Source organism: Pedobacter suwonensis, from assembly GCF_044762335.1.
Lineage (GTDB): Bacteria > Bacteroidota > Bacteroidia > Sphingobacteriales > Sphingobacteriaceae > Pedobacter.
Window position 1 is genome coordinate 1 of sequence record NZ_JBIWEB010000034.1, and the last position, 14676, is coordinate 14676.

Sequence of the window (14676 nt, forward strand, 5' to 3'; positions counted from 1 at the left end):
ACGAAGTTATTCTGGCAAACCGCCGTATACCGATCGGTACGTACGGTGGTGTGAGAGGACAGATAGGGAAATAATCCCTATCTTCCTACTCGATCAGTAAAGGTTATTCTTGACTTAAAGCATATCTAAAGGGACTAGATTAATTCAAAACATTTTAAACAACGCTTGTTTCTTTCTTAAAAAAACTTCGCTGCGCTCAGAATGACAAAAAATTATTTAGGCTCCCATAACTCAATCTTATTGCCTTCTGCATCCATAATATGGATAAATTTTCCATAATCATAGGTGGCCATTTCATCGAGTATCGTTACACCATTTTCTTTTAGTTTTTCCAATAGTGCTTCGAGATTTTGTACACGGTAATTAATCATGAATTCCTTTTTCGAAGGAGAAAAATATTCATCACCTTTTTTAAATGGGCTCCATTGAAGTGACTCCACTTCGTCGGGGTTATCTATGTTCCGTGAATCAAAGCTCACAGCACCCCATGCATTGATTTCGACGCCTAAATTTTTGGCATACCAATCTTTAGTTTCCTTTGGATTGTCTGAAAAAAAGAAAATACCGCCAATCCCTGTCACTTTTGGGGCGGTATCATTAGTTGACGTTGAGTTTTTTGAATCTTCCATATTATTTTGATTGATGATTTTTGTTGGTTAATCCCTAAGATAGCAGAAAATCAACTTTATTATTTACCTTATTCAATAATATATCCGAAATTGCCCTACGAAAAACAACGGTAAATGCTCGGCAAAATAATCAGGTTTATTTTTTTTGGAAATTATTTTGTAGGAATTCTGGCAGTAGCACTTACGCTTGAGGCCACCCTTCAATTGAGGTTGCCTTTTAACTCCCTCAATTATTACCTGTTGTTGTTTCTTGCACCTACTATTTACTATACCTACGCTTACAATAAAGTTTCTGCAGTGCCATCTACTACCAATCTGCGTAATCGGTGGTATTTTAAACATAAAACTTTTATCACCTGGAGTCAGGCTGTACTTTTTATCAGTTGCATGCTGCTGGCCATTAACCTGCTATATCAAAACTTTCAGCATATCCTGGCGCTCCCGCTTAGTTATTGGTTAGCCATAGTCATCATTATTATCGCAGGTGGTTTATACTATGGCTTACTCCCCAAATCGTTCATTAATTTTAATCTTCGCAATACCGGATGGTTTAAAGCTTTTGTTATCGGCTTTGTTTGGGCCTGTTGTGCCAATGTGTTGCCTTTAATTATGCTTAAAATCGAAACAGGGGTAGGTTATCACGATTCGGTATTGTGGACCTGGCTGTTTGTTAAAAACTGGATGTTTTGTACGGTAAATGCGATTATTTTTGATATTAAAGATTATCCTACAGATGCGAATAAACACCTGCGCACTTTCGTGGTACGTTATGGTTTACGAAGAACCATTTTTAATATTTTGATTCCGCTTTTGATTATCGGTTTAATCTCACTGGGGGTATTTGCCTGTTACAAAGGCTTCGGAATACCGCAGGTATTATTCAATGTGCTGCCATTTATATTGACGATTTATATTGCTTATTCCATGCACAAAAGAAAAAATATTCTTTATTATCTGATGGTAATTGATGGTTTGATTTTATTTAAGGCGATATGCGGAATAATAGGAATGCAGGTTGTTCAGTAAGATGAAAGGTTAAAGCTGAAAGACTAAAGTGTATTTACATTCCAAAAATTTATCTTGATATTGACTCTCATTACTTGATACTGTGAATAACAACTACGATAAAATAGCCAACCATTACGATACCTTAAGCCGATTGGTGTTTTTTAAATCGCAGGTAAATGCGCAGGTTAATCAGCTTCAACATATCCCGGAAAACAGCGCGGTTTTAATTGTGGGTGGTGGAACAGGATGGATTTTAGAAGAAATTGCCAAGATATATCCCAGTGGCTTAAAGATTGTGTATGTAGAGATCTCGGCTAAAATGATTGCGCTTTCTCAAAAACGGAACTGCAAAAATAACCAGGTTGAGTTTGTGCATCTGGGCATTGAGGATTTTAGGGCTAATATCGTATTTGATGTAATTTTAACTCCATTCCTTTTCGATAATTTCGCAGAGCAACGTGCCGCAAAAGTATTTGATCAGCTAAATGAATATTTGAAAAAAGATGGTTTGTGGTTTTTGGTCGATTTTTCGCTTAACAAAAATAATGGGACCTGGTGGAAATGGTTGCTGCTTAAATCGATGTACAGCTTTTTTAAGTTACTTGGAATTGTAGAAGCCAATCAACTCATGGACATGAATCCTTATTTTTTGAATAAAGGTTATCAAATTTTGGAACAGCGCTTTTACTATCGTGATTTTATCAAGGCACTTATTTATAAAAAAATAAAATGACATTTAATTAATGCATCTATGTTGCATTTGAAATTTGAATGCTGATCTTTGTATCAAAAGATAAGGATATGGATTTTGATGTAATTATAATTGGAGGTAGCTATGCTGGTTTATCTGCTGCATTAACTTTGGGCCGTTCAACCCGCAACGTTTTAATAATCGATTCTGGTAAACCTTGTAACCGACAGACGCCGCATTCACATAATTTTTTAACCCACGATGGCGATCGGCCTGCTAATATCGCTAAAGTCGCAAAAGAAGAAGTACTAAAATATCCAACTGTCAGGTTTTTAGAAGGTAAAGCTATTTCAGCCAAAAAAATGAAAGATGGTTTTAGTGTTGGGGTAGAAAGTGGACAGAATTTCATTGGCCGCAAATTGTTATTGGCCGCAGGTTTAAAAGATACGCTGCCCGATATCAAAGGATTGGCCGCATGTTGGGCCATTTCTGCCATACACTGTCCTTATTGCCATGGCTACGAGGTAAAAAATGAAAAAATAGCCTTGTTAATGAATGGTGAGCATGCCTTTGAGATGGCCAAAAACCTTTACCTTTGGAATAAGGATTTGACCATTTTAACCAATGGTAAATCACAATTGGATTCAGAACAGACCGAAAAACTGAAATCTAAATCAATTACCATTCTGGAAGAGGAGATTATTGAACTGGAACACAAAAACGGTCAGCTCGAAAACATTGTATTTAAAAATGGGATGAAAGTGTCCTTCAAGGCAATTTACGTTAAACCAGAAATAGAACAGCACATAAATTTCAATGCGCAGCTCGGATTTGAATTAACAGATCTGAAAACAATAAAAGTAAATGAGCAGCAACAAACCACTGCAATGGGCGTTTATGCCGCAGGAGATTGCACAACCTTGTTCAGGTCGTTGTCGATCGTTACAGCCGCTGGAACAATGGCTGCAGTGATGATCAATAAAGAGTTGATTTCTGAAGATTTTTGATCCATCATCGGAAATTAAAATAAGATGGCACCAATAATAGTGAGAATAAACATTGCTGCCATTACAATTCTGTCAGCAGTGATCCATTGGTCTCTGGTAAGAGGTGTTGCCACTTTTTTTACGGTTTCAGCTTTATGTCGTGAAAGTCTGAAAACTGATGTGTCTAATTTAATAATCATGGGATAATGTTTAAATAGGGTCGATTTTATCAGGGCAAATCCCAAGCCAAAAAAATAGAAAAATGTTAAATTGTGGATAACTTATATTTTTTCTTAATGAATTGATATTTATGCGGTTGTAAATACGGCGTATGATTAAAAAGGGCAATCAGGTTGTTGGATATTCAATACATCCTGATTGCCCAATCTGTATAGCAATGTTTAGATTACGGGTTTTCGGCCTATTTTTCTGCAGTGTTTAATTTACTGTTCTTTTTACCATAGCCAAAGTAAATGGCTAAGCCGATTACAAGCCAAACCGCAAGCCTTAGCCAGGTTTCCCAAGGCAAAAATGCCATCATGGCAATGCAGGTTAAAATACCCAAGATTGGGATTAATGGCACTAAAGGAACCCTGAGCGGTCGTTTAGCTTTAGGATTTGTTTTTCTTAAAATCAGGATACCCACACAAACCATTAAAAAGGCCAGTAAGGTACCGATGCTGGTCATTTCGCCTACCACATTCATCGGTACAAATGCAGCGAATAAACCGATAAATAAACAAAGAATAATATTTGATTTGTATGGCGTTTTGAATTTTGTATGCACATCAGAAAACATCTTTGGTAATAATCCATCTTTACTGATGGAATAGAACATCCGCGATTGCGCCATCAAATCGATCAGGATGACTGATGTGTAGCCGATCAGGATGGCTAAAATAATGGCCTGGCTTAACCAGGCATAAGGTGTTTTTTCGATGGCTATGGCTACCGGCGCACCGCTATTGGCAAATTCTTTATAATTGGCCAGGCCTGTCATGACGTGACCGAACAATCCGAATAAAACCGTACAAACCACCAATGAACCAATAATGCCGATCGGTAAATCCCTCGCTGGGTTTTTGGTTTCCTGTGCTGAAGCGGCTACGGCATCAAAACCGATAAACACAAAAAATACCAGTCCGGCACCGCGTAATACACCACTCCATCCAAACTGACCAAATGTTCCCGTATTTTCGGGGATATACGGGTGATAATTTGCGGGATCGATATATTGCCAGCCTAACGCGATAAAAACCAAAACTACGCCCACTTTAAGAAAAACAATAATTCCGTTTACAATGGCCGAGCCTTTGGTACCACGGATCAATATGGCCGTCATCAAAACCACCACCAATGCTGCGGGGATGTTAATAATTCCATGAATAACAGAACCATCAGCCAGCTTAGCGGTTTCGAAAGGGGATAGGGTTAACTGCGGTGGAAGATAAATGTGTAAACTGGCTAAAAACCGGGTTAAATACTGCGACCAGCTAATGGCTACTGTAGCGCAACCTACAGAGTATTCCAGTACCAGATCCCAGCCGATAATCCAGGCGAAAAGCTCGCCCATGGTGGCATAAGAATAGGTATAGGCGCTGCCTGCAACAGGGATCATGGAGGCAAATTCTGCATAACAAAGCGCAGCAAAACCACAGCCTAAAGCTGCAATTACAAATGATAGGGTTACTGCAGGGCCGGAATGATTGGCTGCTGCCAAACCCGTAATGGAAAATAAACCGGCGCCAAGTGTTAGTCCAACACCAATTAAAATCAGGTTTATTGGGCCTAAGGTTCTTTTAAGCGTTCCTTCGCCGCTTTCGTTTGCCTCGGCAACGATGCTGGCAATAGATTTCTTCATGAAAATAAGTTAAGACACAGCAAAATTATTAAAATATATTAAATCTATAGTATTTATATGTTTAATTCCTGTAAACCTAAAATCAGCTATGTACCGGCTAACTTTAGAGAACAAAAAGCAGTTTTTGAAAATTTACGTGCTGTTTTTCATAGGTACTGTAGTCCCGCCATCGCTTGTAGTCCTCGTTACGCTTTGCTTCACTGCGGGCTACCCGCTCTGTCGGGTTTATTTACAGGAGGCTGTTCCAAAACCCAAAATAGTAATACAAAACCTCTCCACCTAAACCTGATAGAACCCAATAGCTCCCGATTTAAGTAAATGTTTGTATTTAAGATCTATCTAATCGGGACTATAGGTGATAGCAGGGCTGCAAAAACCGAAGTACTACAGGACCTTGCTTTTCTAAAATACAGTAAAAATTTTCAATTTTTAAGGAATTATTTCCAAAGCTCAAAATTTTATTTGAAATTATATCATTGATAATCAATTATTTGTGTATTTTATTTAATTTATTTTAGTACTATGTATTGCATGGTAGCATATAAAACATATATCTTTGTTATATGATAGCAGAAAATACGCAAACGCAAATGCGGAAGGGAATTCTGGAATACTGTGTTTTATCAATCATCTCACGGGGCGAAATTTATGCTTCGGATATTATTGCCGAGTTAAGATCGGCAAAGCTGCTGGTGGTTGAGGGTACCTTATATCCATTATTAACCAGGCTTAAAAACAACGGTTTGTTAAGCTACAACTGGGTAGAATCTACCTCAGGCCCACCGCGTAAATATTATACCTTAACCGAAGATGGTCAGGGCATTTTATCACAATTAGATCAAACCTGGCAGGAGCTGGCTTATGCTGTAGGTATTTCACAAAAAGGAGCCAATTCATAATTAGTAAAAAGGAAATGGAAAAGACCATCATCATCAATATAGGAAACACAATTATTCACATTGAAGAAAGTGCTTACGAGCGCTTAAAAGCCTACTTAAACGAAGTAAAAAACTATTTTGCCAACCATGCAGATGACCTTGAGATTGTAACGGATATTGAAAACAGGATTGCCGAATTGTTGACTGAGCAACTGGAAGAGCAGAAAAAACAGGTTGTAGATTCGGCCAATGTAAACTCAGTGATTGCGCAAATGGGCCGGGTGCAGGATTTTGATACAGCTGAAGAAGGCGAAGAGCAACCAGTGATCAACAATACCTACCAACACCAATATGTAGAGAAAAAACTATACCGCGATATGGACGACCGCGTGGTAGCAGGAGTTTGTGCGGGTATTGCACATTTTGTAAACGCAGATCCGAAATGGATCAGGCTGGCTACTTTGCTGATCAGTTTTGTTGGTGGATTTGGCATATTGGTATATGCCCTGCTTTGGATTATTATGCCTAAAGCAAAATCACGTGTAGAAAAAATGGAGATGAAAGGCGAACCCGCAAACCTTCAGGGTTTTCAAAAGAACCTGGATGAAGAATTACAGGCTGTTAAAGAGCGTTTAGGCGAAGTAAATAAACATGCACAGCCTATATTTGCACGCTTAGGCATTTTTATCGGTGAGTTTTTCGAATGGCTTGGCCGTTTTATTTCAGGTACCGGAAAGGTAATTTTCAAAGTAATCGCCGGTTTTATCGTGGTGTTTGGAATACTATTTTTATTGGCACTTCTTATTGGAACAGCTGCCTTTCAGGGTTTTTGGGATGCAAGCGTTTATGAATATTTCCCATTCTCCATTATCAACGAAAGCAATAGAGGAATCATTTTGTTTGGTGCATTTATTGTATGTTTTGTGCCGGTTTTGGCTTTGGTATTGTTCTCGATCAGGGTAGCCTTTAATAAACAGGCCATAAATAAAACACTCTCTTTCGCGCTGTTGATTATCTGGCTGGCAGGTGTGGCCGTAACGGGTTATCAGGCAGCCAGGATTTCATCAGAATTTAAACAACATGCAGAGTTAACACAAACTACCGATCTGAAAGCCTATCCGGTATATACCATCAATATCGATAAAAGTAAATATTTCAGCAAAGAAGATAGCGTGGCTTACCACATTGATGCGAACAACCGCCACCAGATTGTAGTTGATGATTTTGAAGATGGGCCATTTGTTTCGCCAAACCACATCCGTATCGACATTAATAAAAGCGAAACTGGTGTTACCCGTTTAACACAGAAATATGAATCGCAGGGTAAAACCTTTCAAAGCGCGTTGCAAAATGCGCAGAACATTAGCTACAATTATGTAGTAAAAGATTCTGAACTGATTTTTAGTCCGCGGTTTCAATTGAGAAAGGGAACCATTTGGAGAAACCAGGAAGTAAGGTTAAATCTGGAAATCCCGGTGGGTACAAAACTAATTTTAAAGCAGGATGCTTACCGTTACGTTAATAACTACTGGACCTGGGAATGTAACGACAGCGAAAATGACCACAACGACTCTAGCATATGGATTATGACCGATGATGGTTTGAAGTGTGTTGCCAAGTTAAAGGAAGAAGCGTTAAAAAAACAAAAGCTAAAAGTAGAATTATACGAATTAGAATTGTTGCAAAAGAATAAAACTGATGATATGATTTATCAGGATTCTGTTTCAAACCGGATCAGGGAGGTTAAAGGAGAGTTGGGGATAGCACCTGAACAATAATCCCGACCTAGCGAAAATCTAATCGTTCCATGCAATTGGCATAAAGATTCCTGCCTGCGCGGGAAAGACGATCGGGTTGCTGTGAAAGCTGATTACACTGATTTTACCTCCGAAAAAAGTATAACGCCTAAAAGAAGAAACCATGAAAACATTATTTACCCTAATTGCATGCCTGATGGTGTGTGGGGCTTCTTTTGCCCAAAAATTAAATAAACTTACGGGCAAAATCGTTGATGAAAAAAGCTTTCCGGTTGCATTTGCCATCGTACGGGTGCTGAATTATCCCGATACCAGCCTGATAAAAAGTGTATCAACCAATATCGATGGTGAATTTAGCATCGACCAGTTAAAAAGCGGTGAATATGTTTTGTCGGTTTCGGTTGTAGGATTTAAAAGCAAAAAGACAGGACATTTTTCGCTTAGTGGGGATTTAAATCTACCAACAATCAATATGGAGAGCTTAACCAAACAATTGAAAGAGGTGAGCGTTCAGGGCCGGAAGCCATTTATTGAACATCAGATTGATAAAATGGTGCTGAATGTAGAGAACAGCATTGTTGCAACAGGAGGTACGGCACTGGAAATTTTAGAAAAGGCACCTGGCGTACAGTTAGACAGGCAAAATGAACGGGTTTTATTGAACAATAAATCAGGTGTAACGGTAATGATTGATGGAAAGAACAATTTTTTATCAGCTGCTGATTTAACTATTTATCTAAATAACTTAAGCAGCAGCCAGATTGCAACCATTGAAATTATCACCAATCCATCAGCTAAATACGATGCGGCGGGTAATTCAGGAATTATCAACATTAAACTGAAAAAGAATAAGGCATTTGGTACAAACGGAAGCGTTTCATCAACCTATCGTAATGCAATAAGGGCTAATTTGCCTACCAATATTTACGGATCGGAGTTCAACTTCAATTTAAATCACCGCGTAGAAAAGTGGAATTTTTACACCAATGCAAATGCTTCAAAGAATAATAATTTTTCGAATTTACTTTTAGATCGAAGTACCAATGCAAATGGTTTGCAGAGTGTATTTAATCAGGATTTCCAAAAACTATATACCGGATCGCGCCTGGCGGCAAAATTGGGTGCTGATTATTTTGTGAATGAAAAAACGACCATCGGGGTGATGTTTGACGGTAGTAGCAGTACGCGGAAACTGGATAATTTCTCTCAAACCTTTATAAACGAAACTCAGGCTGGTGTAGTAAGCAACAATTCATTGATCCAGTATTCTGATGCCAATACGCCAAACAAAAACTATAGTGTAAATTTTAATATCAGACACGATTTTAAAAAGGAAGGTGCGAGTTTAAATTTCGATGCTGATTTCTCTGGTTTTGATTATTCGGGACTGGAAAATTTTAATACCAATTTTTACGACGAAAAAGGGCTGATTTACAACAATACCATCATTAAAAATGATAGTAAAACAGCCATTGATATTTATGCGGCAAAAACCGATTTTACCTGGCCATTATCAAAAACGACCAAACTGGAAACCGGCCTGAAAAGTACTTATGTAAAAACCAATAACGATTTTCTGTCGTCGGCATTTCTCAATAACGAATGGCAGAATATTGTAGGACAGAGCAATAATTTTATTTATAAGGAAAACGTAAACGCCGCTTATGCGAATTTATCAAAGGATATGGGCAAGTGGCAGGTTCAGGTAGGTTTAAGGGCAGAGTACACTCAATCTACGGGTACATCGGTAACCAATAATACTGTGGCAAAACAGCATTATTTATCGTTGTTCCCAACGGTTTTTGTTAGTCAGAAAATTTCGGAGAGCAGTAATTTACGTTATTCGTATGGCAGGCGGATAGATCGCCCCAATTACCAGCAGTTAAATCCATTTAATTTTTACATGGATCCTTACACCATACAACAGGGCAATCCGTATTTGAAACCCCAGTTTACCAATAATTTCGAAGTGAGTTATAATTATAAAAGTGGATTATCATTTTCTTTGGGTTATTCAAAAACAAAAGACCTCATTTTGGATAGTAAAACGGCGCAAAACGATAGCAGCAGGATTGTTACGGTTGGACAGGGCAACATAGGCAGCGGAGAATATTATACAGCTGGGTTATATTTTCCTTTGGCTATTACCAAATGGTGGAACCTGCAGAACAATTTTAGTTTATTTTATAACAAATTCAACGATGATAATTTAGAAGGAGCTCCTTTTATGTTGAGTAAAGTATCGTATAATGTTAACATCAGCAGCTCCATCACTTTGCCTGATAACTGGACATTGGAAACCAATTTCTGGTTAAATTCTCCACGGGTACGTGGTTTGGAACGGACCATTATTTATCAGAATGCCTTAAATATGGGCGTACAAAAAAGTTTCTTAAACAAAGCTTTAAAACTTAGGTTAAATGTCGATGATATCTTCCAGACCAATTACTGGAAAGGTACATTGGATTATCAAAATGTGAATTTAAGGGTTCAGAACAATTACATTAGCAGAAGGGCTTCGTTCAATGTCAGTTATAGCTTTGGTAACCAAAATTTAAAGTCGAACCAAAACCGGAAAACAGCTGCCGATGATATTAAGAACAGAGCGGGAGGGTAAGGGAGTTTGGAGTTGGGCGTTCGGAGTCGTGAGTCTGAAGTCCAGGGTCTTGAGTTTTTAGTCCGGAAAGTCAGAGGTCAGAAGTTTGGGAGGCAAATCCTCAGTTAACCAATTTAAACAATTAACCATTTCAATATGAAAAATATCTTTTACAGCATCGCAATTTTAGTTGTCGCTTTAATTTTTGGCTGCCATGGTGGTGAAGGACATTTATCGGTAAGCACGATAGACAACCAATCTGACTTTAAATTTGAAGCAAATTACGCCGAAAGTAAAACAGATAAACTGGAGAAATACCTCGACAGTGCTTTAAACAATGAACTGCCACTTGATCAGCATATCGATCTTTTAGTGAATTTAAATGGCACAGATCAATTTAACCTTAAAGCTAAAAAAGGCTGGCTGGAGATCAATTTCGATAAAAGAAATAGTACAGCTGCAGGTTACATGAAAGTGAAAAAACTAACAGAGGGGATTAAAAATAAGTTGATGGAATAATCGCGTTTTTAACCGCAAAGATTGCTAAGATAAGCGCAAAGGAAGTGGTCGTCATTCTCGCGCATGCGGGAATCTTAAAGCGCTTGCATTACGATTCCCAATCAAGTTGGGAATGACGATCTCTCAAGGGATATTAACTAATATAATTTATCTTCCTCATCTTGTATACGCAGGTTATTACAGGCTGCATGAAGCCCTTGAAAGGTAACCGCCGTCATAAATTTTGGATTTCTGATATCTTTCGAAATCCATTCTGGCACAGTATCGACCTGAAGAAAAAGATCGCAGAAACGCTGTATCCATTGGTTACGAATGGCAATGGTCGGCGCGACGATTAAGGTAGGCTTATTTAAACGGATAGCCACTTCAAGGCCTAAAACCTTTTTCCCTGACCCAGGAGGTGGAATAACATGTAAATGCCGGTTAGCAATATAATCGTCTAAATGATCGAGCATCCGTTTTTGATATTTTCGCCAATTGGATACAAATTTTATTTCTTTTGGATAGGAAGTCAATTTTTTTAACGGATTTTAATGTGGCGCTTCTTGTTTGTTAGATGATATGGGAGTATAGCTGTTACATCTTATTCTACATAATACCATGGAATATTAAACAAGCCTTTTTTGAGGTCAATTTTTATGCTCTGACCAATCTGGATTTCATCGTATCGGTTGCTGGAAACGGAGATTTCTTCTGTATCGTAATTGTGGCCCCATGGATTAATTTTTAAATAATAATACGTTCTGCCTCTGCTGCCATTCTTTATTCTTTTATTAATTACTTCTACACTGTAAACCCTTGGCTTGGAATTGTCGTAAACACAATTGGCTCCATAAGTACCGGCATAACTGTATATCAAAACGTTAAAGATGAGCGAGAGGTAAATCCATGTTTTGCTTTTGGGCGTATGGGCAATGCGTTTATGTGTGGTGAAAAGAAGGAGAAGCATGATCGCAAAAGCAATAGCACCCGGAATAATCAAGCTGTAAAAGCTTTCAAACTCATAATCGAGAGCTACACGGATGAGGATGGAGAAGGCTGCAAGATCGATAAAATCGGCTACATCATATTTGTCGTGGCCATTTTCATCTTTATAAATTTCTACCAAACTGGCAATACTTGGCCTGCCGTTTAAGCCATTTAGCAAAAGGCCAATGATTGGCATACATAACAAGGCAGTAAAAAGGATTAAATAAGGTTTAGGGTAAAAAATAAACCATAATCCTAAACCAATGGTAAGGTATTCTAACCAGTCGAGTTTATGAAAAGTTAATTTAGAGAAAGTAATTTTACTGCGCTGTTGTTGTCGGTTTTTTCTGGCTTTGCTCATGTTAATTTCCTGTGTTTTTCAGAACATGTTGCAAATAACTTTGGAAATTGGAATAACCATTTTTTTCAGGATGTTCAAGGTCTAGCATCTTTCTATTTCCCATATCGAATATTTGCCAATCGTACAATTTTGCAACGCTTATCAGTTCAAAAAGTGCTTCCTCACCATAAAGACTAAATACTTTATTGCTTACAGGTTCAGTATCAGCAAAATAATCTATAACGTATCCTTCACCTTTTATTTCCCGCTGATTTTCGTTAGCGATAATATTGATAAATTGCTTTTCTAGAATTATGTCAAAGTCTATTGCTACAAGTAACTCTTCGTCTACTTCTTCAACAGCCCTTATTTTTTGCTTTGAGCTAAATATTACAATATCCCAACTCATATTATTATTTGTTATTTCAGTTTTATGCTATCGCTCCATTTTTCTCTACCTCCATTCTTTAGCGAAACGATATGGGCAGATAGATGAATGATATGTTTATTAGGTTCGTAGCTAACTTTTATTTCATTTGGATAGGCAATTACATCGTAATATTCCTTTTGGATTATTTGGTATTCGAAAACAGGTAACCACGCAACAGTTTTATAAATTTCTACACGTGTGCCCCTGTGATCGGAAATGGCATTACCGATGGAATGTTCCCTATAAATAATACCGTTGCTCAATTTTTTTTCTGCATCGGATTCGAAATCTGCAACAATAAAGCCTACGCCCAAAATACCAAGTGTGCCCGAAAGATAACCTATTCCAAAAGTGCCTAGCATAAACAATGTGCCGATAATTTTTAAGAATTTATTCGGCTGAAATTGCGACCACTATAATATAAGCGATAGGCTTAGGTAGAAACCAGAAACTAATAACCAGTTTAGAGGTACCGATATAGTTGAAACTTTAAAAAGTAAAGCCAGAGTGGTTAAAACAGTTAATGCAATTGAAATGCTGATCACCCATTTCCTTGTTTTCTTTAGTCATTTATTAAACCAATCATTTCGCTAATTCTTCTCTCAGCTTCCTGTTTTGTAATTCCTCCATAATAATCCTGAACAAATTGATGCTCAAAATCCTCATGTGGAATAACTAATGGACGATTATTGCCTCGCTGGGTGTAAACTGTGGTAGGAATACTCAATGTGTCCTGGTAACCTGGTATGTTGTTGCATAGCCAACCGAAATAACTTACTTCGTAGTTTTCGTTGTTAAAATTTTGCTTGTAATCTTCGAAATTCTTTTCACTTAACGATACCCACAAACCATATTGTAGGTCTTCACAATGATCGTTAATAGGTTGGAATAAGGTGCAGCGGATAAATCTGTCAATATCTTCGCCATCCTCTATTGTGCAAAAATCTGAGCTTAAAGTTGCAATAGCTGCTTTATCCTGATCATTTAGTTCATTATAATGTAAAGGTGAATTAAAAGCCAGTGCGGGCCAATCATCATGTATTTTACCACAGGTATGGCATATATAAGTGGAGAGCTGACTCATTAACACATTAATTTAAATTGACTGAAAGATATGCATTATGCGTAACAGTACAAAGCAGTAGATATAGATTATGAAATGATTTTACAGTTTAATGGAGTCAATTTATAGGAGAATTGATCTAGAAATGAACGCTTTGGCTCGCGAATCCAACTGCATCAGACTGGTTTATTAAGTCATAAAAAAACGCCCATACTTTTCCTGCATGAGCGCTAGTTGTTTGTTTATTATTTTTAATGTTTAACGTCGGCTGGAGCGTTGGTAGTCGAATCTGCTGTAGAATCGGTCTTTGTACTGTCAATCACCTTGTTGGTGTCGGTGTATTTGTACATGCTATCGGCATTTTCCTGATCAGCTTTTTTACCACTACATGCTGACAATGCCAGGCCAAAGGCGGCTATTAAAATTATTATTTTCGTTTTCATATCAAATGGTTATAGGTGTACTTATATAATTCTATTTAAAAGGCAATTGTTTTAGGAAAGGGTAAATTAGTCGGGAGTCGGGTAACCGGGGTCAGAAGTTTAGGCACATTTTTTTAACCACAAAGTTGAGTTGATCTCCTATTAAGTTCTGGCCGTTCGTCATTTCGACCGCAGTAGATAAATCTTTGCAATTGGTTTTATATGCATCTTTAAAAGATTTCTCGCCGTCGCTGTGCTCCGCTCGAAATGACTGATAATCGGATGGAGAAATTTCTAGGAATATCGTCATTTCCACCGTAGTGGAGAAATCTTTGAACCGGGTTTTATATGCAACTTTAAAAGATTTAGCTTTGCTGAGCCTTCGGGTTCTCGACTTCGCTGCGCTCCGCTCGTATTCTAGGTTTATGATATATCCAAATTTATTTTTAAAAAAATATTTCTAAGCTGATCTTAGATATTCTTCAACATATTTTTCCTTTCTCTTTACCAGGGAGAACATTCTAAGG

Annotated in this window: 16 protein-coding genes; 7 read left to right on the forward strand and 9 right to left on the reverse strand. The window is 37.8% G+C overall.

Translation table 11 applies throughout. From position 1 onward, the window contains the following. Positions 1-212: 212 nt before the first annotated feature. Complete coding sequence (locus ACIQXP_RS24795; protein WP_387508663.1) at positions 213-629, reverse strand: VOC family protein; 417 nt, start codon at positions 627-629, stop codon at positions 213-215. 114 nt (positions 630-743) lie between these two features. Here ACIQXP_RS24795 and ACIQXP_RS24800 point away from each other — a divergent pair, with 114 nt between their 5' ends. The 3 genes from ACIQXP_RS24800 (at position 744) to ACIQXP_RS24810 (ending at position 3335) form a co-directional block, all read left to right on the forward strand. Further along, positions 744-1655: a UbiA prenyltransferase family protein gene (locus ACIQXP_RS24800; protein ID WP_387508661.1), complete on the forward strand. Its 912-nt coding sequence runs from the start codon at positions 744-746 to the stop codon at positions 1653-1655. Between the two features lie 82 nt (positions 1656-1737). Beyond that, complete coding sequence (locus tag ACIQXP_RS24805) at positions 1738-2370, forward strand: class I SAM-dependent methyltransferase (protein ID WP_387508659.1); 633 nt, start codon at positions 1738-1740, stop codon at positions 2368-2370. A gap of 38 nt (positions 2371-2408) precedes the next feature. After that, positions 2409-3335, forward strand: a complete 927-nt coding sequence (locus tag ACIQXP_RS24810) for an NAD(P)/FAD-dependent oxidoreductase (RefSeq protein ID WP_387508657.1) — start codon at positions 2409-2411, stop codon at positions 3333-3335. A 14-nt stretch (positions 3336-3349) separates the two neighbouring features. Here ACIQXP_RS24810 and ACIQXP_RS24815 read toward each other — a convergent pair whose 3' ends face one another. Further along, the gene (locus ACIQXP_RS24815) at positions 3350-3514 is read right to left on the reverse strand and encodes a hypothetical protein (protein ID WP_387508655.1); all 165 of its coding nucleotides are present in this window, start codon (positions 3512-3514) and stop codon (positions 3350-3352) included. A gap of 221 nt (positions 3515-3735) precedes the next feature. Further along, positions 3736-5175 (reverse strand): amino acid permease, encoded by a 1440-nt coding sequence (locus tag ACIQXP_RS24820; RefSeq protein WP_387508653.1) that lies wholly within the window; start codon positions 5173-5175, stop codon positions 3736-3738. A 563-nt stretch (positions 5176-5738) separates the two neighbouring features. Here ACIQXP_RS24820 and ACIQXP_RS24825 point away from each other — a divergent pair. The 4 genes from ACIQXP_RS24825 (at position 5739) to ACIQXP_RS24840 (ending at position 10925) form a co-directional block, all read left to right on the forward strand. Further along, positions 5739-6074: a PadR family transcriptional regulator gene (locus ACIQXP_RS24825; protein ID WP_387508651.1), complete on the forward strand. Its 336-nt coding sequence runs from the start codon at positions 5739-5741 to the stop codon at positions 6072-6074. Between the two features lie 14 nt (positions 6075-6088). Next, positions 6089-7831 carry a PspC domain-containing protein gene (locus tag ACIQXP_RS24830; protein ID WP_387508649.1) on the forward strand — a complete coding sequence of 581 codons (1743 nt, stop codon included), beginning with the start codon at positions 6089-6091 and terminating at the stop codon, positions 7829-7831. A 142-nt stretch (positions 7832-7973) separates the two neighbouring features. Beyond that, a complete protein-coding gene (locus ACIQXP_RS24835) occupies positions 7974-10427 on the forward strand; it encodes a TonB-dependent receptor domain-containing protein (protein WP_387508647.1) in 2454 nt (817 codons plus the stop codon). 135 nt (positions 10428-10562) lie between these two features. Then, entirely contained in the window at positions 10563-10925 is a 363-nt protein-coding gene (locus ACIQXP_RS24840) for a hypothetical protein (protein ID WP_387508645.1), read from the forward strand. A gap of 137 nt (positions 10926-11062) precedes the next feature. Here the strand turns inward: ACIQXP_RS24840 and ACIQXP_RS24845 are convergent, their stop codons facing one another. From ACIQXP_RS24845 to ACIQXP_RS24870, 6 genes are all read right to left on the reverse strand, one after another. Then, the gene (locus tag ACIQXP_RS24845; protein ID WP_387508643.1) at positions 11063-11440 is read right to left on the reverse strand and encodes a DEAD/DEAH box helicase family protein; all 378 of its coding nucleotides are present in this window, start codon (positions 11438-11440) and stop codon (positions 11063-11065) included. 68 nt (positions 11441-11508) lie between these two features. Further along, entirely contained in the window at positions 11509-12255 is a 747-nt protein-coding gene (locus ACIQXP_RS24850; RefSeq protein WP_387508641.1) for a hypothetical protein, read from the reverse strand. Between the two features lies 1 nt (position 12256). Continuing rightward, complete coding sequence (locus ACIQXP_RS24855; RefSeq protein ID WP_387508639.1) at positions 12257-12643, reverse strand: hypothetical protein; 387 nt, start codon at positions 12641-12643, stop codon at positions 12257-12259. An 11-nt stretch (positions 12644-12654) separates the two neighbouring features. Beyond that, entirely contained in the window at positions 12655-13026 is a 372-nt protein-coding gene (locus ACIQXP_RS24860) for a hypothetical protein (protein ID WP_387508635.1), read from the reverse strand. Between the two features lie 200 nt (positions 13027-13226). Beyond that, positions 13227-13748 (reverse strand): DUF2199 domain-containing protein, encoded by a 522-nt coding sequence (locus ACIQXP_RS24865; protein WP_387508633.1) that lies wholly within the window; start codon positions 13746-13748, stop codon positions 13227-13229. A gap of 230 nt (positions 13749-13978) precedes the next feature. Further along, the gene (locus ACIQXP_RS24870) at positions 13979-14170 is read right to left on the reverse strand and encodes a hypothetical protein (RefSeq protein ID WP_387508631.1); all 192 of its coding nucleotides are present in this window, start codon (positions 14168-14170) and stop codon (positions 13979-13981) included. Positions 14171-14676 lie beyond the last annotated feature (506 nt).